The organism is Blastococcus saxobsidens DD2, from assembly GCF_000284015.1.
Lineage (GTDB): Bacteria > Actinomycetota > Actinomycetes > Mycobacteriales > Geodermatophilaceae > Blastococcus > Blastococcus saxobsidens_A.
Window position 1 is genome coordinate 1,248,778 of sequence record NC_016943.1, and the last position, 24,309, is coordinate 1,273,086.

At 73.6% G+C, this 24,309-nt stretch carries 24 protein-coding genes and 1 tRNA gene; 9 read left to right on the forward strand and 16 right to left on the reverse strand.

Features of this window, described 5'->3' with window-relative positions:
• Positions 1–50: 50 nt before the first annotated feature.
• Positions 51–563 carry a flavin reductase family protein gene (locus BLASA_RS05945; protein ID WP_014375135.1) on the reverse strand — a complete coding sequence of 171 codons (513 nt, stop codon included), beginning with the start codon at positions 561–563 and terminating at the stop codon, positions 51–53.
• Between the two features lie 34 nt (positions 564–597).
• On the opposite strand from BLASA_RS05945, the gene BLASA_RS05950 reads away from it, so the two are divergent.
• Positions 598–2,013 carry a dihydrolipoyl dehydrogenase family protein gene (locus BLASA_RS05950; protein ID WP_014375136.1) on the forward strand — a complete coding sequence of 472 codons (1,416 nt, stop codon included), beginning with the start codon at positions 598–600 and terminating at the stop codon, positions 2,011–2,013.
• Between the two features lie 206 nt (positions 2,014–2,219).
• On the opposite strand, the gene BLASA_RS05955 is transcribed toward BLASA_RS05950, so the two are convergent.
• Positions 2,220–4,133 carry a putative bifunctional diguanylate cyclase/phosphodiesterase gene (locus tag BLASA_RS05955; protein ID WP_014375137.1) on the reverse strand — a complete coding sequence of 638 codons (1,914 nt, stop codon included), beginning with the start codon at positions 4,131–4,133 and terminating at the stop codon, positions 2,220–2,222.
• A gap of 219 nt (positions 4,134–4,352) precedes the next feature.
• On the opposite strand from BLASA_RS05955, the gene BLASA_RS05960 reads away from it, so the two are divergent.
• On the forward strand, positions 4,353–5,393 hold the full coding sequence (locus BLASA_RS05960) for an LLM class flavin-dependent oxidoreductase (RefSeq protein ID WP_014375138.1): 1,041 nt from the start codon (positions 4,353–4,355) through the stop codon (positions 5,391–5,393).
• 87 nt (positions 5,394–5,480) lie between these two features.
• Here the strand turns inward: BLASA_RS05960 and nadC are convergent, their stop codons facing one another.
• From nadC to nadA, 3 genes are read right to left on the reverse strand one after another with little or no spacing between them, the layout of a single operon-like run.
• Positions 5,481–6,380, reverse strand: coding sequence for a carboxylating nicotinate-nucleotide diphosphorylase (gene nadC, locus BLASA_RS05965; RefSeq protein ID WP_014375139.1), 900 nt, complete (start codon positions 6,378–6,380; stop codon positions 5,481–5,483).
• Complete coding sequence (locus tag BLASA_RS05970; protein ID WP_014375140.1) at positions 6,377–8,083, reverse strand: L-aspartate oxidase; 1,707 nt, start codon at positions 8,081–8,083, stop codon at positions 6,377–6,379. The genes nadC and BLASA_RS05970 overlap by 4 nt, the downstream gene beginning before the upstream one ends.
• On the reverse strand, positions 8,080–9,093 hold the full coding sequence (nadA, locus tag BLASA_RS05975) for a quinolinate synthase NadA (RefSeq protein WP_014375141.1): 1,014 nt from the start codon (positions 9,091–9,093) through the stop codon (positions 8,080–8,082). Before nadA ends, BLASA_RS05970 begins: the two co-directional genes overlap by 4 nt.
• Before the next feature lie 62 nt (positions 9,094–9,155).
• Between nadA and BLASA_RS05980 the strand changes: the two genes are divergently transcribed.
• Complete coding sequence (locus BLASA_RS05980) at positions 9,156–9,875, forward strand: NrtR DNA-binding winged helix domain-containing protein (RefSeq protein ID WP_051004843.1); 720 nt, start codon at positions 9,156–9,158, stop codon at positions 9,873–9,875.
• Between the two features lie 29 nt (positions 9,876–9,904).
• On the opposite strand, the gene BLASA_RS05985 is transcribed toward BLASA_RS05980, so the two are convergent.
• On the reverse strand, positions 9,905–10,267 hold the full coding sequence (locus BLASA_RS05985; RefSeq protein ID WP_014375144.1) for a hypothetical protein: 363 nt from the start codon (positions 10,265–10,267) through the stop codon (positions 9,905–9,907).
• Between the two features lie 147 nt (positions 10,268–10,414).
• On the opposite strand from BLASA_RS05985, the gene BLASA_RS25495 reads away from it, so the two are divergent.
• From BLASA_RS25495 to BLASA_RS25505, 3 genes are read left to right on the forward strand one after another with little or no spacing between them, the layout of a single operon-like run.
• Positions 10,415–10,609 carry a hypothetical protein gene (locus BLASA_RS25495; RefSeq protein ID WP_014375145.1) on the forward strand — a complete coding sequence of 65 codons (195 nt, stop codon included), beginning with the start codon at positions 10,415–10,417 and terminating at the stop codon, positions 10,607–10,609.
• 15 nt (positions 10,610–10,624) lie between these two features.
• Positions 10,625–11,695 carry a hypothetical protein gene (locus BLASA_RS25500; protein WP_014375146.1) on the forward strand — a complete coding sequence of 357 codons (1,071 nt, stop codon included), beginning with the start codon at positions 10,625–10,627 and terminating at the stop codon, positions 11,693–11,695.
• A 6-nt stretch (positions 11,696–11,701) separates the two neighbouring features.
• A complete protein-coding gene (locus BLASA_RS25505) occupies positions 11,702–12,547 on the forward strand; it encodes a hypothetical protein (RefSeq protein ID WP_014375147.1) in 846 nt (281 codons plus the stop codon).
• Here BLASA_RS25505 and BLASA_RS23340 read toward each other — a convergent pair.
• Together BLASA_RS23340 and BLASA_RS06000 are read right to left on the reverse strand one after the other, a co-directional pair.
• The gene (locus BLASA_RS23340) at positions 12,496–13,155 is read right to left on the reverse strand and encodes a hypothetical protein (protein ID WP_014375148.1); all 660 of its coding nucleotides are present in this window, start codon (positions 13,153–13,155) and stop codon (positions 12,496–12,498) included. The two genes, BLASA_RS25505 and BLASA_RS23340, sit on opposite strands and share 52 nt — an antisense overlap.
• Before the next feature lie 520 nt (positions 13,156–13,675).
• A tRNA-Arg gene (locus BLASA_RS06000) sits at positions 13,676–13,748 on the reverse strand.
• 187 nt (positions 13,749–13,935) lie between these two features.
• On the opposite strand from BLASA_RS06000, the gene BLASA_RS06005 reads away from it, so the two are divergent.
• The 3 genes from BLASA_RS06005 (at position 13,936) to BLASA_RS06015 (ending at position 17,140) form a co-directional block, all read left to right on the forward strand.
• Complete coding sequence (locus BLASA_RS06005) at positions 13,936–14,478, forward strand: single-stranded DNA-binding protein (RefSeq protein WP_014375151.1); 543 nt, start codon at positions 13,936–13,938, stop codon at positions 14,476–14,478.
• 103 nt (positions 14,479–14,581) lie between these two features.
• Positions 14,582–16,252, forward strand: a complete 1,671-nt coding sequence (gene ettA, locus BLASA_RS06010; RefSeq protein WP_014375152.1) for an energy-dependent translational throttle protein EttA — start codon at positions 14,582–14,584, stop codon at positions 16,250–16,252.
• Positions 16,253–16,723: 471 nt separating this feature from the next.
• Positions 16,724–17,140, forward strand: a complete 417-nt coding sequence (locus tag BLASA_RS06015) for an acyl-CoA thioesterase (protein ID WP_014375154.1) — start codon at positions 16,724–16,726, stop codon at positions 17,138–17,140.
• A gap of 138 nt (positions 17,141–17,278) precedes the next feature.
• Here the strand turns inward: BLASA_RS06015 and BLASA_RS06020 are convergent, their stop codons facing one another.
• The 8 genes from BLASA_RS06020 to BLASA_RS06055 all read right to left on the reverse strand — a co-directional run bounded on the left by BLASA_RS06020 (position 17,279) and on the right by BLASA_RS06055 (position 24,262).
• Complete coding sequence (locus BLASA_RS06020; protein ID WP_014375155.1) at positions 17,279–17,815, reverse strand: MOSC domain-containing protein; 537 nt, start codon at positions 17,813–17,815, stop codon at positions 17,279–17,281.
• Between the two features lie 14 nt (positions 17,816–17,829).
• Positions 17,830–18,483 (reverse strand): energy-coupling factor transporter transmembrane component T family protein, encoded by a 654-nt coding sequence (locus tag BLASA_RS06025; RefSeq protein ID WP_014375156.1) that lies wholly within the window; start codon positions 18,481–18,483, stop codon positions 17,830–17,832.
• Complete coding sequence (locus tag BLASA_RS06030) at positions 18,480–19,214, reverse strand: energy-coupling factor ABC transporter ATP-binding protein (protein WP_014375157.1); 735 nt, start codon at positions 19,212–19,214, stop codon at positions 18,480–18,482. The genes BLASA_RS06025 and BLASA_RS06030 overlap by 4 nt, the downstream gene beginning before the upstream one ends.
• Positions 19,211–19,774 carry a biotin transporter BioY gene (locus BLASA_RS06035; protein ID WP_014375158.1) on the reverse strand — a complete coding sequence of 188 codons (564 nt, stop codon included), beginning with the start codon at positions 19,772–19,774 and terminating at the stop codon, positions 19,211–19,213. The genes BLASA_RS06030 and BLASA_RS06035 overlap by 4 nt, the downstream gene beginning before the upstream one ends.
• 102 nt (positions 19,775–19,876) lie before the next feature.
• Complete coding sequence (locus tag BLASA_RS06040) at positions 19,877–21,463, reverse strand: alpha-amylase family glycosyl hydrolase (protein ID WP_014375159.1); 1,587 nt, start codon at positions 21,461–21,463, stop codon at positions 19,877–19,879.
• Positions 21,464–21,552: 89 nt separating this feature from the next.
• Positions 21,553–21,951, reverse strand: coding sequence for a globin (locus BLASA_RS06045; RefSeq protein WP_014375160.1), 399 nt, complete (start codon positions 21,949–21,951; stop codon positions 21,553–21,555).
• The gene (locus BLASA_RS06050; RefSeq protein WP_083878137.1) at positions 21,948–23,258 is read right to left on the reverse strand and encodes an MFS transporter; all 1,311 of its coding nucleotides are present in this window, start codon (positions 23,256–23,258) and stop codon (positions 21,948–21,950) included. The genes BLASA_RS06045 and BLASA_RS06050 overlap by 4 nt, the downstream gene beginning before the upstream one ends.
• The gene (locus BLASA_RS06055; protein WP_041775635.1) at positions 23,255–24,262 is read right to left on the reverse strand and encodes a mechanosensitive ion channel family protein; all 1,008 of its coding nucleotides are present in this window, start codon (positions 24,260–24,262) and stop codon (positions 23,255–23,257) included. The genes BLASA_RS06050 and BLASA_RS06055 overlap by 4 nt, the downstream gene beginning before the upstream one ends.
• Positions 24,263–24,309 lie beyond the last annotated feature (47 nt).

Below are 24,309 nucleotides of genomic sequence, written 5' to 3' on the forward strand. Positions count from 1 at the left end.
CGCCGTCGCCCCGGATGTGACAGCCGACGGCAGATTTCTTCGGCGGCCGGTCACGGCCGGGCGAGGGGGCGACCGGACTCGTCGACGTACCGGCCCCGGAGCCGCAGCAGCGGACGGGCGTCCGGGTTCACCACCGGCACGTCCTCCACGGTCAGGAACGCGAGCACGTGGCTCCCGGCCTCGACGAGTCGCTCCAGCCGGCAGTCCAGCGCGGCGAGCCCGGCCTCGAGCACGATCGCGCCGCTGCCGGCCGCCCGCGTCCACGGCACCGCCTCCAGCAGGTGCCGTGCGCTGGGCCGTCCGGCGGAGGAGAACCGGGACGCCACGATCGCGTGCTCGGTGGCCAGCACGGTCAGCGCGCACCGGCCCACCTCCTCCAGCACCTCGGCCGGATAGCCGCCGGCGGTCAGCCCCACGGCGACCAGCGGTGGCGACGCCGAGACGCTCATCACCGAGCTGACCGTCGTCCCGACGTCGTCGATGTCGTCCTGCACGGTGAGCAGGCACACCCCGGCGGCGTACTGGCCCAGGGCGGCGGCGTATTCGCGGGCGTCGACCGGCATGGCGGCCAGTCGACCACACCAGCAGGATGACCCAGTGGATCAGACTTGTGACGTCGTCGTGCTGGGCGCGGGATCGACCGGGGAGAACGTCGCCGACATCGTCGTCCGGGGTGGCCTGTCGGCCGTCCTCGTCGAACCGGAACTGGTCGGCGGGGAGTGCTCCTACTGGGCGTGCATGCCGAGCAAGGCGCTGCTGCGGGGCACCGAGGTGCTGGCCGAGGCGCGGTCCGTGGACGGCGCGGCGCAGGCGGTCACCGGTGAGCAGGACGTCGCGGCGACCCTCGCCCGGCGGAGCTCGTTCACCTCGCACTGGGACGACTCGGGTCAGGTGGAGTGGGTGGCCGGCGCCGGCATCGACCTGCTGCGCGGTACCGGCCGGCTCGACGGCGAGCGCACCGTCGTCGTCACCGCGGAGGACGGCACCCGCACGAGGCTGACCGCGCGGCACGCCGTCGCCGTCTGCACCGGGTCGCAGTCGGCGACGCCGCCGATCGACGGACTGGGCGACGTCGATTCGTGGGGCCCGCGGGAGGCCACCAGCGCGACGGCGGTCCCGGCGCGGCTGCTCGTCCTCGGTGGCGGCTACGTCGGCTGCGAGCTGGCCACGGCCTGGCAGGCGCTCGGCTCGCAGGTGACCGTGCTGCAGCGCGGCGACCGGCTGCTGCCCCGGCTCGAGCCGCAGGCCGGGAACGCGGTCGCCGAGTCATTGCGGAAGGCGGGGGTCGACGTCCGGCTGGGCACCGAGGTCACCGCCGCCCGCCGGGACGGCACCGAGGTCGTGCTGACCACCGGCGACGGCGAGGAGTTCCGCGGCGAGGAGGTGCTGGTGGCGACCGGCCGGGCGGCGCGGACCTCCGACATCGGGGCGGAGACCGTCGGTCTGGAGCCGGGGGAGTACCTCTCCGTCGACGCCACGCTCCAGGCAGAGGGCCGGCCGTGGCTGTACGGCGTCGGCGACGTCAACGGGCGCAGCCAGCTCACGCACATGGGCAAGTACCAGGCCCGGCAGGCCGGCGCGGCGATCGTCGCGCGGGCCCGGGGTGAGCGGGTCGGTACCGGCTCGTGGTCGCCGTTCGTCGCCACCGCGGACGACGTCGCCGTGCCGTCGGTGGTCTTCACCGATCCGCAGGTGGCCAGCGTCGGGCGCACCGCCGCCGAAGCGGAGGAGGCCGGCCTGCCGCACCGCGTCGTCGAGTACCCGCTCGGCAGCGTGGCGGGGGCGTCGCTGTTCGCCGACGGCTACGAGGGGACGGCGATCGCCGTCGTCGACACCGAGCGGGAGGTGCTGCTCGGGATGACCTTCGTCGGTCCGGCGGTGGCCGAACTGCTGCACGCGGCGACGATCGCCGTCGTCGGCGAGGTGCCGATCGCGCGGCTCTGGCACGCCGTCCCGGCGTATCCGACGATCAGCGAGATCTGGCTGCGGCTGCTGGAGACCTACCGCGGCTGAGCGGGGGCGGTCGCACCCCGGTCGCCCGCCGCGTGCGCTGCGCGCGGCCCTCGCCGAGGAGGCCGCCTGGGTGCGCGGCTTCGTCGCACCCTGGATCGGCCGTCGGCTGCGCGGCCGGTCCTCCGGTGACGGCCGCGAGCCGAAGCGGCCGGTGCCGCTGGCGCTGCCGAGGGCCTGAGACGCGCGGCCCTGGAGGGAGGCCTCTCCTACTCCTCCGGGTCGGCGAGCTCGTCGAAGAGCGTCCGGGCGGCCAGCCGGCCGGTGTCGGTGACGTCGTGCGCCTCGGGGCTCGAGGGCGGCCGCTGGCGGGGGAGTGCGGATGGCGCGGCAGGCGCCGACGGCTCGGGCAGCAGCTCGCCGGCGACGTCCTCGGCCGGGGTGTCGGTGACCTCCCCGATGAGCACCTCCGCCGGGTTGGGCAGCGGGGCCGGGCGGCCGAAGGCGTAGCCCTGGGCCATGGCGCAGCCGTGGTCGAGCAGCCAGGCGGCCTGGTCGAGGTCCTCGATGCCCTCGGCGATCACCTGCAGGCCCATGCCGCGGCCCAGCTGCAGCAGGCCGTGCACCAGCGCGGCGGTCGAGGGCTGGGTGACGACGTCGGCCACGAACGACCGGTCGATCTTCACCGTGTGGATGGGCAGCCGGTGCAGCGCGGTGATGGCGGAGTAGCCGGTGCCGAAGTCGTCCAGCGCCAGGGTGACGCCGGCGTCGGTGACGACCGCGACCGCGTGCAGGGTCGCCTCCGCGGCGAACAGCGCGGTGGACTCGGTGATCTCCAGCTCCAGCCGGTGCGGGGGCAGCCCGGACTCCTCCAGCGCCGCCGCGACCAGCTCGCTGAACCCGTCCTCGGCCAGGTGCCGGGCGGAGATGTTGACGTGCACCCGCAGGTCGTCGGCCCAGGTGGCGGCGTCCAGGCAGGCCCGGCGCAGCACCCACGCGCCCAGCTTGGAGGTGAGCCGGTTGTTCTCCGCGGCGTCCAGGAAGGCGCCGGGGGGCAGCAGCCCGCGGGTGGGGTGCTGCCAGCGGATGAGCGCCTCGTAGCCGAGCAGCGTCTCGTCGGCCAGGTGCACGATCGGCTGGTAGAACAGCCGCAGCTCGTCGTGGTCGAGGGCGTGCCGGAGATCGGTCTCCAGCTGCAGCGCGTCGACGTCGCTGTGGGTCAGCGCCCCCTCGTACACCTCGATGCGGGCGCGGCTGCCGTCGGCCTTGGCCTTGGTGAGCGCGCTCTGCGCCTGGCGGAGCAGGTCGTCCGGCGTCATGTCGGCGCCGAGGGTGAGCCCGACGCTCGCCGACAGGGTGATCTCCCGGTCGGCGACCACGAAGGGCTCGTCGAGGACGCCGAGCAGCCGGTCGGCCAGGGCGCGCAGGCCGTCGAGGTCCTCGACGTCCTCGGCCACCACGAGGAACTCGTCGGCGCCCAGGCGTACGGCGGTGTCCTCCACACGGGTGCTCCACCGCAACCGGTCGGCGAACTGGCTGAGCAGCAGGTCGCCGGCCTCGTGGCCGAGCGCGTCGTTCACCGCCTGGAAGCGGTCGATGTTCAGGTGCACCAGGCCGACGTGCAGGCCGCGGCGGCGGGACAGCGCGACGGCGTGGCGCAGCCGGTCGGTGAGCGCGCGGCGGTTGGGCAGGCCGGTCAGCGGGTCCATGAACGCCCGGCGGACGGCGTCCTCCTCCGCACGGCGCCGGTCGGTGACGTCGACCAGCGAGAGGACGACGAACTGCGGCGTCCCGTTGTTCTGCCGCACCACCTCGTGCGACTGCACCACCCACAGCTCCGTGCCGTCGGACCGGCGCAACCGGCGCTCGCCGTCCAGGAGGAGATTCGGGTCGAGCGCGGGCTCCCCGGGAGCGGGCACCAGGCCGAGATCGCCGACCGGAGGGTCGTCGGGGTGGGCGAGCAGGTCGACGTGCCGGCCGGCCAGGCTCTCGGCGGTGCGGCCGGTGAGGGCGCACATGCGCGGGTTCGCGACCAGCACGTGCCCGTCGAGGTCCACCATGGCCTTGGCGATCGGGGCGGCCATGAACAGGGCCTGGAACAGCTGTCCCCGGTCGGCGAGCAGTGTGTCGATCCCCCGCAAGCGCTGCCCGGCGGCGCCAGGCGTGCCCGGGGAGCGGGGCATCTCTGATCCGGGAAGGCTCACCTGGACAGGGTCACGCATCGCAGGCAAGAAGTGACGGAACCGGATCACGGAGAGTCGTGATCGGCCCGTCACAGTCTGTCGCATTCGGACTCACTCGTCCCACCGGTCGCGCCCGTGGCGAGCGATCTGCCATCCCGTCCGGGAATCCGGGCCGATTCTCGTGCGCTGCTCAGCACACATCGACGAGAGGTAAGAGTCGTGGAGAAGCGGATCGGGTTCCTGTCCTTCGGGCACTGGCAGCCCATACCGGGGTCGCAGGTGCGCACCGGGCGGGATGCCCTCGTGCAGAGCGTGGAGCTGGCGGTGGCCGCCGAGCAGCTCGGCCTCGACGGGGCCTACGTGCGGGTGCACCACTTCGCCCGCCAGCTGGCGTCCCCGTTCCCGCTGCTGGCGGCGATGGCGGCGCACACCAGCCGGATCGAGCTGGGCACCGGGGTCATCGACATGCGGTACGAGAACCCCCTCTACATGGCCGAGGAGGCGGCGGCGACCGACCTGCTCGCCGACGGCCGGCTGCAGCTGGGCGTGAGCCGGGGATCACCGGAGACGGCGCTGCGCGGTTCGGAGGCGTTCGGCTACGTGCCCGGCGAGGGCAGCAGCGACGCCGAGCTGGCGCGGCAGAAGACGGGGCTGTTCCTGGCGGCGATCTCCGGTCAGCCGATGGTCGAGGCCGACCCCCGCATGACCGGCGGCGCGACGGGCAAGCTGCCCATCCAGCCGCAGTCGCCGGGGCTCGCCGACCGCATCTGGTGGGGCTCCGGCACCCGCGCGACGGCGGAGTGGACGGCGCGGCAGGGGCTGAACCTGATGAGCTCGACGCTCCTGGTCGAGGACACCGGGGTGCCCTTCGACGAGCTGCAGGCCGAGCAGATCGAGCGTTACCGGGCGGCCTGGGCCGAGGCCGGCTGGGAGCGGGAGCCGCGCGTCTCGGTGAGCCGCAGCGTGCTGCCGATCGTCAGCGACCTCGACCGGCAGTACTTCGGCGACGGCGGCGACGGCGAGGACCAGGTCGGCATCCTCGAGGGGGTCCGCGCCCGCTTCGGGAAGAGCTACACCGGTGAGCCGGACGTCCTCGCCGAGGAGCTGGCCAAGGACGCCGCCGTCCGCGAGGCCGACAGCCTGCTGCTCACGGTGCCGAACATGCTGGGCGTCGACTACAACGCCCACCTGCTGCAGACGATCGTCGAGCACGTCGCGCCGGCGATCGGCTGGGTGCACCCGGAGCAGCGCCCCGCCTGAGCCTCCGGACCCCAGGCATAGGAAGCTATGCCTACGGTTTTCGGTCGCGATCCATAGGCAAAGCTTCCTATGCCCAGAGCGGGCGGGTCAGTGCAGGTCGAAGCCCAGGTCGAGCACCGGGGCGCTGTGGGTGAGCGCGCCGACGGCCAGGTAGTCGACACCGGTCGCCGCGACCTCGTGGGCCCGGTCGAGCGACAGCCCGCCGCTGGCCTCGAGCCGCACCCCGGCCGGCCGCGCCAGCGCCACCGCAGCGCGAGTGTCGGCGATCGAGAAGTTGTCCAGCAGCACCAGCTCCACCCCCGCCGCGATCGCCTCGCGCACCTGGTCGAGGGTGTCGCACTCGACCTCCAGCGGGATCCCGGGGAACTGGGTGCGCACCGCGTTCACCGCCGCGGTGATCCCGCCGGCCGCGGCCACGTGGTTGTCCTTGACCAGCGCCGCGTCACCCAGCGCCATGCGGTGGTTGATGCCGCCGCCGCAGCGGACCGCGTACTTCTCCAGGGCGCGCAGCCCGGGGGTGGTCTTGCGGGTGTCCCGGACGGCGGCGCCCGTGCCGGCCACCGCGTCCACCCAGCGGCGGGTCAGCGTGGCCACGCCGGACAGCCGGCTCACCAGGTTCAGCGCGCTGCGCTCCGCCGTCAGCAGCGCGCGGGTGGGTCCGGACACGCTGAGCACCGGCGCGGAGGGGCGGGCCGCCATGCCGTCGGCGGCATGCAGCGCCACGGTCACCTCCGGCCCGCCCACCAGCTCGAAGACCGCCGCGGCCACCGGGACGCCGGCGAGCACGCCGGGGGACCGGGGCACGATGTCCCCGCCGGCACGGGCGCCGTCGGGAACGGTGGCCAGGGTGGTGACGTCGGGGCCGAGCGCGAGGTCCTCGTCCAGGGCCCGGCGGATCACCCGCTCCACCGCCGCGGGATCCAGACCGCCGTCGGCCAGGACGTCGGCGAGCTCCGCGCGGAGCGGGAACCACTCGGGGCCGGTCATGCCACTCCCTGCTTCTGGTCGGTGCGCGGCGCGGTCAGCGGCACGGTGCGGGTGTGCAGGTGGCCCGACACGTCGATGCGGTGCGCCAGCCGTACCTGCCACTCGGGCCGCGGGCCGGGGGCGTCGGCGCGCCGGTGGCAGCCGCGGCTCTCCGGGCGGGCGAGCGCCGCGGTGGCGAGCAGGGTGGCGACGGTGTGCACGGCGGTCGCCTCGACGGCGGCCAGGTCCAGCGGGCGGCCGGCGGGCAACCGGTCCGCCCTCGCGAGCGTCGTGGTGAGCTCGGCCAGGCCGTCCGCGGTGCGCACCACGCCGGCGTAGCGGCTGGTGGCGGCGCTGACGCCCGGCCGCGCGGCGGGATCGATCGCCCCGCCGGCGAAGGAGGACGTGCGGGCCGGCTCCGCGGGAGCGCCGGGCGGCAGTTCGGCGTCGACGACCGCGGCGCACCGCCGGGCGGCCACCAGGCCCTCGGTGACCGAGTTGGAGGCCAGCCGGTTCGCGCCGTGCACGCCGGTGCAGGCGACCTCGCCGACGGCGAACAGCCCCGGCACGCCGGTGCGGCCGTCCAGGTCGGCGAGCACCCCGCCGCAGGTGTAGTGCGCGCCCGGCGCGACGGGCACCGGCTCCGTCGCCGGGTCGAACCCGGCCGCGCGGCAGGCGCGCAGGATGCCGGGGAAGCGGTTCTCCAGGAAGTCGGCCCCGAGCCCGGTGGCGTCGAGGAAGACGAAGTCCGCCCCGGTCGCGGCCAGGTGCGCGGCGATCGTGGCGGAGACGACGTCGCGCGGGGCGAGGTCGGCCAGCGGGTGGGCCCCGGGCATGATCCGCCGTCCGTCGCCGTCGACCAGGACGGCTCCCTCACCGCGCACGGCCTCGGAGATCAGCGCCTGCTGGCCGGTGGCGCCCGGGCCCTGCCAGAGCACGGTCGGGTGGAACTGGACCATCTCCACGTCGGCGACCTCGGCGCCGGCGCGCAGCGCGAGCGCCAGCCCGTCACCGGTCGTGCCCGCGGGGCTGGTCGCGGCCGCGTAGGCCTGCCCGTAACCCCCGGTGGCGAGGACGACGGCGTGCGCCCGCAGGTCGCCGGCGTCGGTCAGCGTGCCGTCGACGGCGACGCGGGCGACCCGCAGGCCGACCACCTCCCCGAGCCGGCCGCGCAGCGCCTCGAGCGCCACGGTCTGCTCGAGCACCTCGATTCCCGCGGAACGCAGCGCCTCGGTGAGGGTGCGGGTGACCTCCGCACCGCTGGCGTCCCCGCCGGCGTGCACGATCCGGTCCCGGCTGTGCCCGCCCTCGCGGGTGAGCGCGGGCCGGCCGTGCGGGTCCAGGTCCAGGCGCGCCCCCAGGTCCTGCAGCAGCCCGATCGCGGCCGGCGCCTCGGTGACCAGCGTGGCCACCGCGGCCTCGTCGCAGAGCCCGGCGCCGGCGGTGAGCGTGTCCTGCAGGTGGAGTTCGGCGTCGTCGTCGGCACCGAGGACGGCGGCGAGCCCGCCCTGGGCCCAGCGGGTGCTCCCGTCACCCAGCGCACCCTTCGTGACGACGGTGACCCGCCGACCGGCTTCCGCCAGCGCGAGCGCGGTCATCAGGCCGGCGGCGCCGCTGCCGACGACGATGGCGTCGACGTCGGTGGACCAGCCCGCCGCGGGAAGGGGCAGGGCAGGGACGACGGCGGGGGCGACCGGCGCGGTGCGGCGGGGCCCCACGGTCACTCGCCGACCAGCGACGGCGTGCCGAGGGTGATCATCGCCTCGACCGCGGAGCGTGCCCGGGCGGCGACGCCCGCGTCGACGGTGACCTCGTCGCGGCCCTCGCGCAGCGCGCGCAGCAGCTTCTCCGGCGTCGACATCTTCATGTAGGGGCACTCGGCGCGCGGGTTCACCGCCTCGAAGGCGGCCGCGGGGTTGGCCTGGCGGAGCTGGTGCAGCATGCCGATCTCGGTGGCGACCAGCACGCGCTTCGCCGTCGTCCGCCTGGCCTGGTCGAGCATCGCGCCGGTGGAGAGGACGTGCACCCGGTCCTCGGGGAGGTCGCCCTGGCCGACCATCCACAGCGCGCTGGTGGCGCAGCCGCACTCGGGGTGGACCAGCACCTCGGCGTCCGGGGCGTCCTCGATGCTTCGCCGCAGGTCGGTGGGGGAGATGCCGGCGTGCACGTGGCACTCGCCCATCCAGATCCGCATGTTCGTGCGGCCGGTGACCCGCTGGACGTGCGCGCCGAGGAACTGGTCGGGGAGGAAGAGCACCTCGCGGTCGGCCGGGATCGACTCGACCACCTCGACGGCGTTGGAGGAGGTGCAGCAGATGTCGGTCTCGGCCTTCACCTCCGCGGTGGTGTTCACGTAGGAGACGACGGCGGCGCCCGGGTGCTCGGCCTTCCAGGCGCGCAGCTGGTCGGCGGTGATCGTGTCGGCCAGTGAGCAGCCGGCGGCGGCGTCGGGCACCAGGACGGTCTTCTCGGGCGCCAGGATCTTCGCCGTCTCGGCCATGAAGTGGACGCCGGCGAAGACGATCGTGCTCGCGGTGCTGGCCGCGGCGATACGGGACAGGGCCAGCGAGTCGCCCACGTGGTCGGCGACGTCCTGGATCTGCGCGGCCTGGTAGTTGTGCGCCAGGACGACGGCGTCGCGTTCGGCGGCCAGCCGGCGCACCTCGGCGCGCCAGTCCTGCCACTGCTCCGGCGTCCACGCGCTGGTGGTGGGGGCGGGGAGCGTCGCGGTCACCGGGACCTCCGGAGGAGTTGGTTTCGTACTCAAAGGCGAAAACCTCTGCCGCGAAATCTAGCATGGGTTCCGTGACATCCGTGTGGTCCTCGCCCGAGCGACCGGCCTATCCGCACCAGGCGCTGGCGGTGGTGCTGCAGGTCAAGGATGCGCGGCTGCACGTCATGCTCTGGCGGCGCGCCGGTGAGCCGTTCGCCGGCGCCTGGGCGCTGCCGGGCGGTCCGCTGCTGCCGGAGGAGACGCTCGGGGCCTCGGTGGGCCGGCAACTGGCGTCCAAGGTCGAGGTGGCGCAGCTCGCGCACCTCGAGCAGCTGGAGACCCGCAGTGATCCGCACCGCGATCCGCGCAGTCGCACGGTGGCCACCGCCTACCTGGGGCTGATCCCCAGCGACCTGGATCCCGTGCTCCCCGAGGACACCGCCTGGCACCCGGTCGACGCCCCGCCGGAGACGGCGTTCGACCACGGCTCCATCGTCGGCTCGGCGCTCGAGCGGCTGCGGGCGAAGCTGTCGTACACCAACGTCGCCTTCGCCCTCGCGCCGCCGGCGTTCTCCATCGCCGAGCTGCGCGAGATCTACGTGGCCGCCCTCGGCTACGAGGTCACCGCCACCAACCTGCAGCGGGTGCTGCTGCGCCGCGGCGCGCTGGAGCCGACGGGGGAGATGGCCGCGTCCGGCCGGTCCGGTGGCCGTCCCGCGACGCTCTACCGGTTCTGCACGACGGGGCTGGAGGTCACCGACCCCTTCGCCGTCCTCCGGCCGCCGTCGTCCCGGCGGAGCTGAGCGCTTCCTCCCGGGCCGACGGCGTCGGGTCAGGCGAACTTGGCCTTCGCGTGCTCGCTGAACTGCCGCATCGCCGCCACCGGCCCGATCTCCATGACCGCGGTGTCCTCGTCCATCCGTGCGGTGTGACCGGCCGGCCAGTAGTAGGCGTGGCCGGCCCGGGTGACCTCTTCCTCGCCGTCCGCGCCGGTGAGCCGCACCGCCCCCTCCAGGACGAGCCCCCAGTGCGGGCTCGGGCACCGGTCACCGGGCAGCCCCTCGAGCACCGGGCTCATGTCCGTTCCCGCGGGAACGCGCGCGAAGCGCACCGCCATGTCACCCCACTCCGTGTACCGGGTGACGATGCCGCCTTGCTGCACCTCGATGGGGAGTTCTTCGAGCGCGCCGTTCATGGTCGTCTCCTCTCCTCGTCCGGGGCCGGCCGTCCGGCCGGTCGTAGGGAGAGGCGGAACAAACGCTGTGACGGCGGGGAGGTCGCCCCGCTGTCGCCGCGTCGGTCCCGCCCCTACGCTCGCGTGGACCTCGGCGGCGGAGGTGCGATGACGTTGGGCGAACTCGGCCAGGTCGTGGCGGACGGGCGAGTCGACGCGGCCCTGGAGCGAGGGGAGTGGTCGGCGGCCCTGGCGCTGCTGCGCGCACTCCAGCAGCAGCAGCCGCTGACGCCGGCGGAACTTGAGCTGCTGGGCCGCGCCGCCTACGGGGCCGGTGAGTCCGAGGCCGCGATCACCGCCTAGGAGCAGCAGTGCGCGGTGTGCCAGTCGCTCCGGGACGACGCGGGCGCGGCGGCAGCGGCCGCGACGGTCGCCATCTACCTGATGATGGACACCGGGCTCATGGCGCCGGTCCGTGGCTGGCTGGCCCGGACGGAGCGGCTGCTGGGCAACCGGCCGGAGTCGCCGACCCACGCCCCCGTCGCGATGGCACGCACCTACGAGCGGTTCATGTGCGGGGACGCGGAGTCCGCCGTGCGCTGGGCCGAGCGGGCCATCGAGCTCGGCGGACGCCAGGGCGTCCCGTTGGCGGCCGCGCTCAGCCGGGTGGCGGCTGCGCGGCTGGTCATCCTGGATGGCTCGGTCGAACGCGGACTGGAGCTGCTGGACGAGGCGGCCGTGAGCGTGGTGTCCGGTGAGCTCGATCCGCTCGGTGCCGGGATGGTCTACTGCGAACTGATCTGCGCGATGCAGGGGCTGGCGCAGTACGACCGCGCGGAGCAGTGGACCGAGGTCATGGAGCGCTGGCGGGTGGGCCACGCGTACGGAGGCATCAACGGCCGCTGCCGCGTGCACCGGGCCGAGATCCTGCGGCTGCGCGGGTCGTGCTCGGCGGCCGAGGAGGAAGCGCTCAAGCCCTGCCGCGAGCTGTGGCCGTGGATGCGCCGGGAGTTCGGCCGGCCGCTCACCGAGCTGGGTGCCCTGCGCCGGGCGCCGTTGCTGGCGGCTCAGGTCGAGATCGGCATCGCGGCAGCGGACGTCGGGACGGCGCGGACGGCGACTGCACAGCTGTCGGGCATCGCGGAGACCTTTCCCAGCCGGGCCCTGACCGCCGCGGCTGCCCTGTCGCGTGGCCGCGTCGCCCTCGCCGAGGGAGATGCCGAGGTCGCCGTCCGGGAGTCCACGGAGGCACTGACCGGCTGGAGCGAGGTGGGCGCCCCGTACGAAGCCGCCGTCGCGCGGCTGGTCCTGGCCGACGGCGAGCGGCTCCGGGGGCGGACGGAGCAGGCCCAGGTGCAGGAGCAGGCCGCTCTCGCGACGGCCGACCGCATCGGTGCCCTGCTCCCGACGCGGGGCCCGGTCCCGGCACAGCACGCGCCCTCCGGATAGGCGTGCGTGTTCCGCCTCGACGGGGATGTCCGGACCATCGCCTTCGCGGGCCGGGCCGTCGCCCTGCGGGACCTCAAGGGCATGCGTTACCTCGCGCGGCTGCTCGCGGCGCCGGACCGGGAGTTCCACGTCCTCGACCTGGTCGGGGGCGAGATCGGCGAGGTCGCGCGGTCGGGGGCAGACCTCGGCCCGGTCCTCGACGGCCAGGCGCGGGCGGCCTACAAGCGCCGCCTGGCCGAGATCGACGAGGACATGGACGAGGCCACGGCGGTGGGTGACGACGTGCGGCTCGGGCTCGCCCGGGCCGACCGCGACTACCTCATCCGGGAACTCGCCGGCGCCTTCGGGCTCGGCGGGCGGAACCGCATCGCGGGATCGCCGTCCGAACGGACCCGGGCCAGCGTCACGCGGTCCCTGCGCTACGCCCTCTCTCGCATCGCCGAGCACCACCCGGCGATGGCCGACCATCTGGAGCGGACGGTCCTGCACCGGGACCTACTGCTGCTACGCCCCGGACCCGCGGATGTCGACCTCCTGGGAACTCTGACGACCTGGCCGCCGGTCACGGGCAGGCCCGCAAGTCAGGCAGGAGCGGTCGGCCGAGCGGGCCGAGCAGCGTGCTCTTTCCTCGACGCACAGAGATGGAGGTCGAGACGGGAGCAGGCGCGAGACCGACGACCAGAGCCTGGGGCTCTGCGATGGTTGGTCTCGCGCCTGCCGCTATGCCGATGCCGCGCCGTGCTGTCCGCCGGCACCTGTCACAGCGATGGCTCGTCTGCCGGCGGAGGGCTTGTCCGTGGTCAGCGGCTCATCTCGATTTCGCCGCACGCCACGGGAAGCGAAGCGACGTAGGTGTCCGGCCGGCCGTCGCGGTCGAATCCGTCGACCAGTCCGCCGTGGATCACGATGTGCCGGTTGGTGAGCGCGACCTCGTCGAGGTTCAGTGCGTCGAGCTCGTCGCCGGTGTACGTCTCGACGAACAGGTAGTCGCGGTCCTCCGGCACGGGGAAGGGCTGGAGCGGAAGGAGCACCGGTCCGTACTCGTCGAGGCCTTCCTCGAGCGCCAGGGAGCGGTCGGGTCGCTGCGCCTCTTCGGGCAGACCCTCGATCTGGTTGCGGCTGCCACCGGTCGGGCAGGTCGCGTCGTCCTGCGGACCCTTGCCTTCCACCGGGCCATCCGCGGTGAAGCCGTGGATGTGCTGGGGGTGCAGCTGTCCGGGGATGACGTTGTTCACGTCCAGCCGCACGGTGAGCACGGGCTCGTGCCCGCTCTCGTCGAGGATCAGGGTGCCGGTGCCGTGGACGCCCGAGCCGTTCAGCGGCGTCAGGCGCACCTCGAAGGTCTCGGTCGCGGTATCGGTGACGTCGCCCGCGCCCCAGGCCGGCAGTGGTGTCGCCAACGCGACGGCGGCCGCGCCCAGTGCGGCGACGCCGATCCGCGGCCAGTTCCCTGTGCTCATGGTGTTCTCCTCTGTTGTCCGGACTGGGAAGAGCTTGTGTGGTTCGGCTGGTCCTCCGAGCGAGCCGGACCGGTGGAATCAGCTTCCGTACGACGGGAGGCCGATCGACATCCGCGTTACTCGCGCCGCGAGTTCCCTGGTCAGGACAGCAGAGCCCGTAACAGCCCGCTGGGCGGATGGACTTTCGTCACACAACCGAAATGCTGCTCTCGCGGGTCCGCGATAGCATGACCGCCGCAGCTGTCCGCACCGTGGCCGCACGGATGTGCCCGACCGGGACGCCATCGGTCCGGGACACCATCGGTGACGTCCCGCTGGGCCCGTCAGTCGCAAGGCCAGGCCGACCGGTCAATCCCGGCAGATGGTCGTGAGCGGCCCACTCGATGCGCCAGGTGCCGCTTCGCCGATGTGCCCGGACGTGCTGACCCGGGCGGTCACGGCGCCCGGCTCCTGTTCCGGTGACCGCCGTCTGGCCAGAAATCGGCGCCCGAGCGGAAGCGCAGCCCGATGCCATGGGAAGCGCGCCCGGCAGGGATCGAACCTGCGACCAAGTGCTTAGAAGGCACCTGCTCTATCCGCTGAGCTACGGGCGCTCGGGCTCGATCATCGCATCGCTCCCCGCCGAGGCGCCGTCGCCGGCCGTTGCGTCGTCCACAGGGGGGAGGTGCATCCACAGATCGGGGAACGGTCCGCTCCCGGGCGGGTGGAACGGCGAGGGTCGACGGCACACCGGCACCTCGCCGGCCGCGCCGACCGGCGCCACACTCCCCGAGGAGCACCGTGAACGACACGATCATGACCGTCGTCGGCAACGTCGCCGACTCCCCCCGCCGCACCCCCACGCAGAACGGGGTGGTCACCAACTTCCGCCTGGCCTCGACCGCCCGGCGCTTCGACGCGGCCAGCCAGACGTTCGTCGACTCCGGCACGTACTGGGTCGACGTCGAGTGCTGGAACACGCTCGCCGGCAACGTCTCCGCCTCCATCAGCAAGGGCGACCCGGTGATCGTGCACGGCGTGATCACCACGCACAGCTGGGAGTCCGAGACCGGGCGCCGGTACAAGGACCGGCTCAAGGCCTTCGCGGTGGGCCCCGACCTCACCCGCGGCCGGTCGGTGTTCAAGCGGGACCGTTCCGAGCGCGCGCCTGACGGCATCGACGCCGCCGGAACCGCTGAGCAGAGCCCGTCGGACGGTGCGGCCGGGCTCGACGACACCCCGTCGGCCGAGGAGTTGCGGGCCGGCCGGGACTACGTGGGGGAGGAGGAGACGTTGACCTCGGTGGAGGACCCCGACCTCTCGCCGGAGCCTGCGCACGCGTAGTTGCCCCGGGCTGGGAGGATCGGAGGCCAGCACGTACGGGGTGGGGCCGCGAGCCCGCGGCCCCACCCCCCGCTCGCAAGACGACGGAAGGCTCCGAAGCCCAGTGGCTCAGTACATCTACACGATGGTCCGCGCGCGCAAGGCGCACGGCGACAAGGTGATCCTCGACAACGTCACCCTGTCCTTCCTGCCCGGTGCGAAGATCGGTGTGGTCGGGCCGAACGGCGCCGGCAAGTCGACCGTGCTCCAGATCATGGCCGGCATGCAGCAGCCCTCCAACGGCGACGCCACGCTGGCGCCGGAGGCGACGGTCGGCATCCTGCTGCAGGAGCCGCCGCTCAACGAGAACCTCGACGTGCGCGGCAACGTCGAGGAGGCGGTCAAGCCGCTGCGCGATGCGCTGACCCGGTTCGAAGAGGTCAGCGCTGCGATGGGTGAGCCGGACGCCGACTTCGACGCGCTCATGGCGGAGCAGGGCGAGCTCATGGAGACCATCGAGAACCAGGACGGCTGGGAGCTCGACGCCCGCATCGAGCAGGCCATGGACGCCCTGCGCTGCCCGCCCGGCGACGCCGACGTCACCGTCCTCTCCGGTGGTGAGCGCCGCCGCGTCGCGCTGTGCCGACTGCTGCTCGAGGCGCCGGACCTGCTGCTGCTCGACGAGCCCACCAACCACCTGGACGCCGAGAGCGTGGCCTGGCTGGAGCAGCACCTGGAGAAGTACGCCGGCACCGTCGTCGCCGTCACCCACGACCGGTACTTCCTCGACAACGTCGCCCAGTGGATCCTCGAGCTCGACCGTGGCCGGGCCTACCCCTACGAGGGGAACTACTCCACCTACCTGGAGACCAAGGCCGCCCGGCTCCAGGTCGAGGGAGCCAAGGACGCCAAGCGCGCCAAGCGGCTCAAGGACGAGCTCGAGTGGGTCCGCTCGGGCGCCAAGGCGCGTCAGGCCAAGAGCAAGGCGCGGCTGGCCCGGTACGAGGAGATGGCCGCGGAGGCGGACAAGTTCCGCAAGCTGGATTTCGAGGAGATCCAGATCCCACCGGGCCCGCGGCTGGGCAGCGTCGTCGTCGAGACGAACAAGCTGACCAAGGGTTTCGGCGACCGCGTGCTGATCGACGACCTGTCGTTCACGCTTCCGCGCAACGGCATCGTGGGCGTCGTCGGCCCGAACGGCGTCGGCAAGACCACGCTGTTCAAGATGCTGGTCGGCGAGGAGAAGCCCGACGACGGCGAGATCAAGGTCGGCGAGACCGTGAAGCTCTCCTACGTCGAGCAGAACCGCAGCGGCATCGACCCGAAGAAGACCCTGTGGGAGGTCGTGTCCGACGGCCTCGACCACATCAAGGTGGGCAACGTCGAGATGCCCTCGCGCGCCTACATCGCCGCCTTCGGGTTCAAGGGCCCGGACCAGCAGAAGCCGGCCGGCGTGCTGTCCGGTGGCGAGCGCAACCGCCTCAACCTGGCCTTGACCCTCAAGCAGGGCGGCAACCTGCTGCTGCTCGACGAGCCGACGAACGACCTGGACACCGAGACGCTGACCAGCCTCGAAGGCGCCCTGCTGGAGTTCCCCGGCTGCGCCGTCGTCGTCAGCCACGACCGGTGGTTCCTCGACCGCGTCGCGACGCACATCCTCGCCTACGAGGGCGACTCCAAGTGGTTCTGGTTCGAGGGCAACTTCCAGGACTACGAGAAGAACAAGGTGGAGCGGCTCGGCCAGGAGGCGACGCGGCCGCACCGCGCGACGTACCGCAAGCTCAGCCGGGACTAGCAGGCCCCAGAGCGTCACCACCGACGGCCGGCCGGAGCATCCGCTCCGTGCCGGTCGTCGCTGTCCGTGAATCCCTCAGCCGCCGAAGGCGGTGACGAACCGGCGCTGCCCGCGGGTCTCGACCGCCCCCGCACGCCACCTCCACCCGCTCCAGCGCCGCCCGCTCCCAGGCCTCCGACAGGGCCCGGCGCAGTCCCGCCGGATCACGCGGCAGCCGGAAGTCCGGCCGTCGGACCCACCGGCTGTCCCAGGGCATCGGCTCCGGTGGCCGGCCCAGGAGGTAGACGCCGAACTCGGGCTGGGCATCCGGCGGACGCCCGGCCCGGAGCCCGCGTCCGCAGATCAGACGGCCGACGGCAGCGTCAGCACACCCGGTGCCGCGGCGTCCCAGGGGTCGCTCACGCGCCGAGGCCAGAGCGCGCGGCCCGGGGCCCGTCACGTCCTCCGAGCCGGATACGGCAGGGTGGCGGCGTGAGGCACACGGTGCAGGTCCCCATGCGGTGGTCGGACATGGACGCCTACCAGCACATCAACAACGTCGCCTTCCTCGGCTACTTCGAGATGGCGCGGGTGAACCTCTTCTTCGAGCAGCCCACGCACGATGAGCGGACCGGCATGCGCCGTGGCCTGGTCGTCGCCTCGCACGAGATCGCCTACAAGCGGTCGGTCGTCTACGACGCCGAGCCACTCGAGGTGCAGGTGTGGGTGTCGGGCATCCGCGCCGCGGCGTTCACCTGCAACTACGAGCTGTTCGACCACGGCGTGCTCGCGGTCACCGGCAGCACCTTGCTCGTGCCCTTCGACTTCGCGCTGAACCGGCCGCGCCGGATCACCCCCGAGGAGAAGGAGTTCCTCGCCCGCTGGGCCGACGTACCGGCCGGCGTGTGAGCGTGTCCGGTCCCGGACGGCGCGGCAGGGATGCAGACCCGAGGGAAGTCCGACTCTGCCCAGCACGGGTGGGCAGAGTCGGACTTCCCCGGAACACCTGTAGTGCAGGCCGGCGGCGCAGCGGTCGTGGTCAGGTGGTCAGCCGGTGACGATCCGCGGCACCGGCCGGGCGGCGCCGGTGGGCGCGCCGCGGCGGGCGGCCTCCTCGTCCGACACCGGCCGGACCACCGCACCCTCGGTCACCAGCCCTCCGCCGAACACCGCCGCGTTGATCCCGCCCCGGTGCACCATCGCCTTGACCAGCTTCAACCCGGTCAGTCGCTCCAGGTGGGTGCACGGCGGGCAGCGCTTCATCCCGAACAGCAGCGCGTCTCCGACGGCGAACCAGCGGCCCACCAGAGAGGGCAGGTCGACCCCGGTGGTCACCAGGTTCCGCCGGGCGTCCGCGGTCGTGAACGCCGCGCCCACCTCCGTGGCGACGGCGGCGACGCCGTCCCGGTCGATCAGCGTGAGCTGCTTCTCCAGGTCGGGGTACTGCGCCCACGTCCCGCCGCCCAGGGCGTAGCGGTCGCCCTCCAGCCCGATCCCGGGGAGCAGCCGCGCCGACGGCCGGCGACACATCGGTGTTGCGGCCTCGGACGTCGTCCAGATCTCCAGCAGCGAACCGGTGTCCATCGGAGCCTCCACGGTCAGCCGGCGGCCGGGGCGCGGCGGACCCGGGCCGGAGGAACGTCGTCGGTGCCACGGGCGTCCAGCGCCTCGCTGATCGTGTGCGCCATCTGCAGCAGCTGCACCAGCAGCGGGGTCACCGTGGTGCGGAGCCCGCGCACGCCCCGGGCCGAGCCCCCGCGGGCGGCCTGTGCCTGGCGGATCCGGTCGGTCCGCTCGGCCAGCACCGGGATGAACCGCAGCGCCATCGAGATCACCAGCCCGATCCGGGCGGGCCGCACGCCGACCAGCCGCAGCGGCGCGCACAGCCGCTCGATGACGGCGACCATCTCCGTCACCCGGGTCGTCGAGGTGACCACCGCCGCGGCCAGCACCAGCGCGAGCAGCCGCAGCACGGTCAGCGCGGCGGTGGCCACGTCGCTGAAGAGCGCGTGGAACACGAACAGGCCCGCGAGCCACCACGACACGGTCCGGGCCTGCCGGGCCAGCGTGGCCACCGGCAACCGGGCGAGCACGAGCCCGACGGCGAGCACACCGACGAGCGCGCCGCCGACCACGGGGAGGCTCGGCGCAGCGAAGAGCACGACGGCCAGCACGGCGAGCGCCAGCAGCTTGGCCCCCGCAGGCAACCGGTGGACGAGGCTGCGCCGCGGCACGTAGAGGGAGAGGGTCACCGTCGCTCCATCAGCGCGCGGTAGGCCGCGACCGCAGGGCCGGGCGCGGCGTCCTCCACTAACCGGCCGCCGTCCACCACGAGCACGCGGTCGAAGCCGTCGAGCAGGTCCAGCTGGTGGGTCACCACGATCACCTGCTGCTCCAGCTCGTCGATCACCCGCGCGACCCGCCGCGCGTTCACCAGGTCGAGCAGCGTCGTCGGCTCGTCGAACACGACGCGGGCCGGCCGCATCACCAGCACCCCCGCGATGGCCAGCAGCTGTTTCTGGCCGCCCGAGAGCAGGTGCGCCGGGTGGTCGGCATGTCCGGAGAGCCCGTAGCGGTCCAGCACCTCGGCCACCCGCTCGGCGCGTTCGTCGGCCGGCACGCCCTGGTTCTCCAGCCCGTAGGCGGCGTCCTCGGCCACCGTCGGGTACACGATCTGCGCGTCGGGGTCCTGGAACACGAAGCCGACCCGCCGGCGCACCTCGCGCAGCTGCGTGGCGGTGTCCAGCCCGTCGACCAGCACCTGGCCCGTGGTGGGCGGCACCAGGCCGTTGAGCAGCCGGGCGAAGGTGCTCTTGCCCGAGCCGTTCGCGCCGATGACGCCGATGCGCGCCTCGGTCAGGTGCAGGTCGATGTCGTCGAGCACCGCACGGTCGCCGTAGCGGTGCGACACCCCGCGCAGCTCGATGCCGCGCGCGGGGTCGGCGACCGCAGCGGACCGCGGCTGCGGCCGGCCGAACCTCACCGGGTGGCGAGCGCCTGCCGCGGTCGCTCGATCACCGGGTAGCTGCGGCGGACCTGGGCGGCGATCGCGGCGGCGAGAAAGGCCTTGATCGCGTCCCCGATCAGAAAGGGCAGGGCCCCGGACACGATCGCCGCGCCCAGCGAGAGGTTGGCGACGGCGGCGAGCACCGGCACGCCGATCAGGTAGATGACGACCATCCCGCCGACGACGTTGGACAGCACGCCCCACGCCACGTTGTAGCGGGCCCAGAACCGCTCCGTCAGCCACCCGATGACGAACGCCGCGATCGGCCAGCTGAACAGGTAGCCGGCGGTCGGCCCGGCGAAGACCGCGAGCCCACCGGAGCCGCTGGCCAGCAGCGGCAGCCCGATCGCCACCAGCACGAGGAACAGCAGCACGGACAGGAAGCCGCGGCGAGCACCCAGGACGCTGCCGGCCAGCATCACGCCGAGGGTCTGCGCGGTGATGGGCACCGGGCCGATGGCGACCGCCGGCAGGGTCCCCAGCACGGCGATGACGGCCGCGAAGAGGGCGATGTAGGCCAGGTCCCGGGTCTTCATGTCAGCTCCTGCGATGCGCCGGTGGTGGGGCGTCGCCGGCCCGGCGTCACCTGCGGCAAGGTACCCGAGCGCCCAGGGGCGCCCGGGTACCGGCCGGTCGGCTCAGGGCTGGAGCCACACCGCGGCGTCGTCGGGCAGCAGCCCGTCCTCGACCGGTGCGCTGCTCACTAGCACGCGCCCCTCGGGGAGCGGGGTCGGAGCGCCCGAGAGGTTGAGCACGCAGACCAGCCCGCCGGGACGGCAGAAGGCGACACAACCGTCGGGTGACTGCAACCACTCGACCTGTTCCCCCGCGAACAGCGGGGAAGTGGAGCGCAGAGCGAGAGCGGCTCGGTACAGCGACTGCATCGAGTTGCCGTCGGCGCGCTGGGCGTCGGCGGTCAGCGGCCCCCAGCCCTCGGGCATGGGCAGCCAGGTGTCCGCACGGGACGAGAAGCCGTAGGGGGGCTCGGCGCCCGACCACGGCATCGGGATGCGGCAGGCGTCGCGGCCGCGCTCGGCGCGCCCGGACCGTTCCCAGATGGGGTCCTGGAGCGCCTCGTCGGGCAGCTCGACGTCCGGCATGCCGAGCTCGTCCCCGTTGTAGAGGTACGCCGCCCCGGGCAGCGCCAGCTGCAGCAGCGCCGCGGCCCGCGCCCGCCGGATGCCCAGCTCGCCGCCGCCGTAGCGGGTGACGTGCCGGGAGACGTCGTGGTTGGACAGCACCCAGCAGGCGGGCGCCGGCGTGCCGGCCACGGTGGCGAGCGAGTCCTCGACGGCGGTGCGGATCTCCTTCGCCGTCCACCCGGCCGTGACCAGCTTGAAGTTGAACGCGAGCTGCAGCTCGTCGGCGCGCAGGTACCGGGCCAGTCGCTGGTCGTCGCGCAGCCACACCTCGCCGACGGCCATCCGGCCGGGGTACTCCTCGACGACCCGGCGGATCCGCCGGTGCATCGCGTGCACGCCCTCGGAGTCGAACCGCTCGTCGCCCGGCGCGTGGTCGGCCAGCAGGCCGGTGTCGTCGAGCGGCACCATGTCCGGCAGCCCGTCCGGCTTCGCCATCCCGTGGGCGACGTCGATGCGGAACCCGTCGACCCCTCGGTCGAGCCAGAAGCGCATCGTCTCCTCGAGGTCGGCCACCACCTCGGGGTTGGCGAAGTTCAGGTCCGGCTGCTCCGGTGCGAACAGGTGCAGGTACCACTGGCCGTCGGGCAGCCGGGTCCACGCCGGTCCGCCGAACACCGACGGCCAGTTGTTGGGCGGCCGGCTGCCGTCGGCTCCGTGGCCGTCCTGGAAGTGGTAGCGCGCCCGCTCGGGGGAGCCCGGGGCGGCGGCCAGGGCCGCCTGGAACCACTCGTGGTCGTGCGAGCTGTGGTTGGGCACCAGGTCGACGGTCACCCGGATCCCGCGGGCGTGGGCCTCGGCGAGCAGGGCGTCGAACTCGGCGAGATCGCCGAAGACCGGCTCGACGTCGCGCGGGTCGGCGACGTCGTAGCCGTGGTCGGCCATCGGCGAGGGGTAGAACGGTGTGATCCACAGCGCGTCGATGCCGAGATCGGCGAGGTAGGGGAGCCGTGCCCGGATGCCGGCCAGATCACCCACCCCGTCGCCGTTGCCGTCGGCGAAGCTGCGGATGTAGATCTGGTAGAAGACCGCGTCCCGCCACCAGTCGGCGTCGATGGTGGACGGGGTGGACGTCGCCGGGCTCACCGGGCTCCTCAGGTGTTCTCGTGGATGTGCAGGCGTGCGACCACGGCCGGCGCTGCTGCGTCGGCGGGCGGTCGAGGGAGGCGGGCGGCTCAGCGGTTCTGCATGCTGTGCGCCGCCATCTCCAGGTAACCCCACAGCGTGGCGTCCTGCTCGGGCGGCAGTTGCAGGGAGTCGACGGCGTCGCGCATGTGTGCCAGCCACGCGTCCCGCTCGGCCGGGCCGATGGCGAACGGCGCGTGCCGCATCCGCAGCCGCGGGTGCCCACGCTCCTGGGAGTAGGTCGTCGGCCCGCCCCAGTACTGCTGGAGGAAGCCGCGCAGCCGCGTCTCGGCGCCCTCCCAGTCGTCCTGGGGGTACATCGGGACGAGCACCGGATCGGTGCGCACGCCCGCGTAGAAGCGGCTGACCAGGCGACGGAACGTGGGCTCGCCGCCGACCTCGTCGTAGAAGGTCCGCGCCGACGGCAGCGACCGCCTCGACTCGCTCATGCCCCGGATCCTCCCTCGCTGCCGACCGTGGCGTCCGTTCCTGTCCGCGTCCGCCGATAGGCCGACAGCGCCGGGGCGACGGCGATCATTCCGAGCCCGCCGGAGAGCGCGACCACGTAGCCCGGCGAGAGCCCCTCGGCCGCGAGCCCGGCGGCCAGGGCGCCGAGGCCCTGCACGCCGGCCAGACCGCTGGCCGCGACGCCGAACGCCCGCCCGCGGTAGGCGCTCGGGACCGCCTGCACGAAGGCCACGTTGAGCGGGATGGACCAGGCCGCTCCCAGCCCGGAGAGGAACAGCATCCCGACCAGCACCCAGAACGGCAGCGCGCCCGGTCCGGTCACCGCCGCGACCAGCCCGCCGACGAGCACCGGGATGAGCGACAGCACGACCAGCGGGACGACCAGCCGTTCCCGCCGGGCCGGGGGGACCAGCCGGGCGATGACCAGCCCACCGATCGTGACGCCCAGCGGGTTCGCGGCCAGCAGCACGCCGACCGCCGTCGCGCCCTGGCCGAGCGAGTCGACCAGCGGGGCGGCGATGCCCTCCGAGGCGTAGACGAACCCGGTGGTCACCCAGAGCACGCCGACGATGGCCAGCAGCCGGGGGCTGCGGCGGATGAACCGCAGGCCGAGGGCGGTGTCGCGCCACAGGGATCCGCGGTGCCCGCCGCCCTCGGCGATCGGCGCCGGGCGCGGCTGCAACCGGGCCCACAGCCAGATGGCCGAGACCACGAACGTGGCCGCGTCGACGAGCAGTGCCGCCGAGGGGTTCAGCACCGCCACCAGCGCCCCACCGGCGAGGAAGCCGGCGACCTGGGCGAGCTGCAGGGTGATGCCGGTCAGCGAGGTCGCCACGGCGTACCGGTCGCCGTCGAGGACGTCGGCCATGAGCGCCGAGCGGGCCGATTCGAACGGCGGCGCGCACATGCCCACCACGAACAGCAGCGCCAGCAGCACCGGCAGGGGCGTGCCCGGGATGGCCATGATCGCGACCAGACCGGCGCGGGCGGCGTCGGTGGCGATCAGCACGCGGTGCCGGGGCAGCCGGTCGGCGAGGGTGGACAGCAGCGGACCGCCGACCAGCCAGGGCAGGTGGCTGATCGCGAAGGTCAGCGCCGCCAGCAGCGGGGAGGAGGTGCGGTCGTAGACGAGGACGGTCAGGGCCACACGGGCCAGTTCGTCACCGGCCGCGGACAGCAGGAAGGTGCCGAACAACGGGCGGAACTCGCGGACGGCGAAGACCTCGCGGAACGTCGCCTGCCGCAGTGTCGCGCCCTCGGGGGGTCCCTCCGGCGCCCCAGCGGTCAGCGGGGCCCCGTTCCGGCGCCGGAGACGCTGCCCAGCAGCGGCAAGGGCGTGCGGATGCCCTCGGCGACGAACCGCTCCTTGAGCCGCATCCGCAGCTCCCGCCCGACCCGCCACTGGTCGGTGTTGGTGGTGCGGACCATCAGCCGCAGGAAGACACCCTCGGTGGTGATCTGCTCGACGCCCAGCGACTCCGGCTCGGCCAGCAGCACGCCGATCCACTCCTCCTCGGCGTACATCGCGTCGGCGACCTCCTGCATCACCGTCCGGGCGCGTTCCAGGTCGGTGTCGTGCGCGACGGGCATGTCGATCACCACCTGGGCATAGCCCTGGCTCTTGTTGCCGACGCGGAGGACCTCGCCGTTGCGCACGTACCAGACGACGCCGTTGACGTCGCGGAGCCGGGTGATCCGGAGGCCGACCGCTTCCACGGTGCCGATGGCCTCGCCGAGGTCGACGACGTCACCGACGCCGTACTGGTCCTCGAGGATGATCCCGATGCCGGCGATGAAGTCCTTGATCAGGTTCTGCGCACCGAAACCGAGCGCGACGCCCACGACGCCGGCGCTGGCCACGATCGGCGCCAGGTTGAGGCCGAGCTCACCCAGCACGAGCACGACGGCGATTCCGAGGATCACGATCGAGGCGAAACTGCGCAGGACCGAGCCGATGGCCGCCGCCCGCTGGGTGCGCCGGGCGGTGATCTGGTCGACCGCGTCGCCCGGCTGCGGGACCCGGTTGCGCAGCGGGCGCAGGATCGTGGGCATCGCCCCGGTCGCCGTCCGGTCGGTCAGCCGCTGGATGGCCCGGTGGGCGAGCGCCCGGGCGACCGCGGCGAGCACGACGACGAGCAGGATGCGCCCCGGGGTGACGATGAGCGTGCCGGCGTTCTCGGCGAGCCAGTCCAGGCCGAACCAGTCGTAGACCTTCTGGCAGAGCCAGTAGTCGGCGCAGTCGGGTACGGACGCGTCGTCGTCCACGGCGAGCACGGCGGGTGATCCGGTCATTACCGGAATCTTCTCAGGTGCTGGTGACAGTGCCGGTGGACGCCACG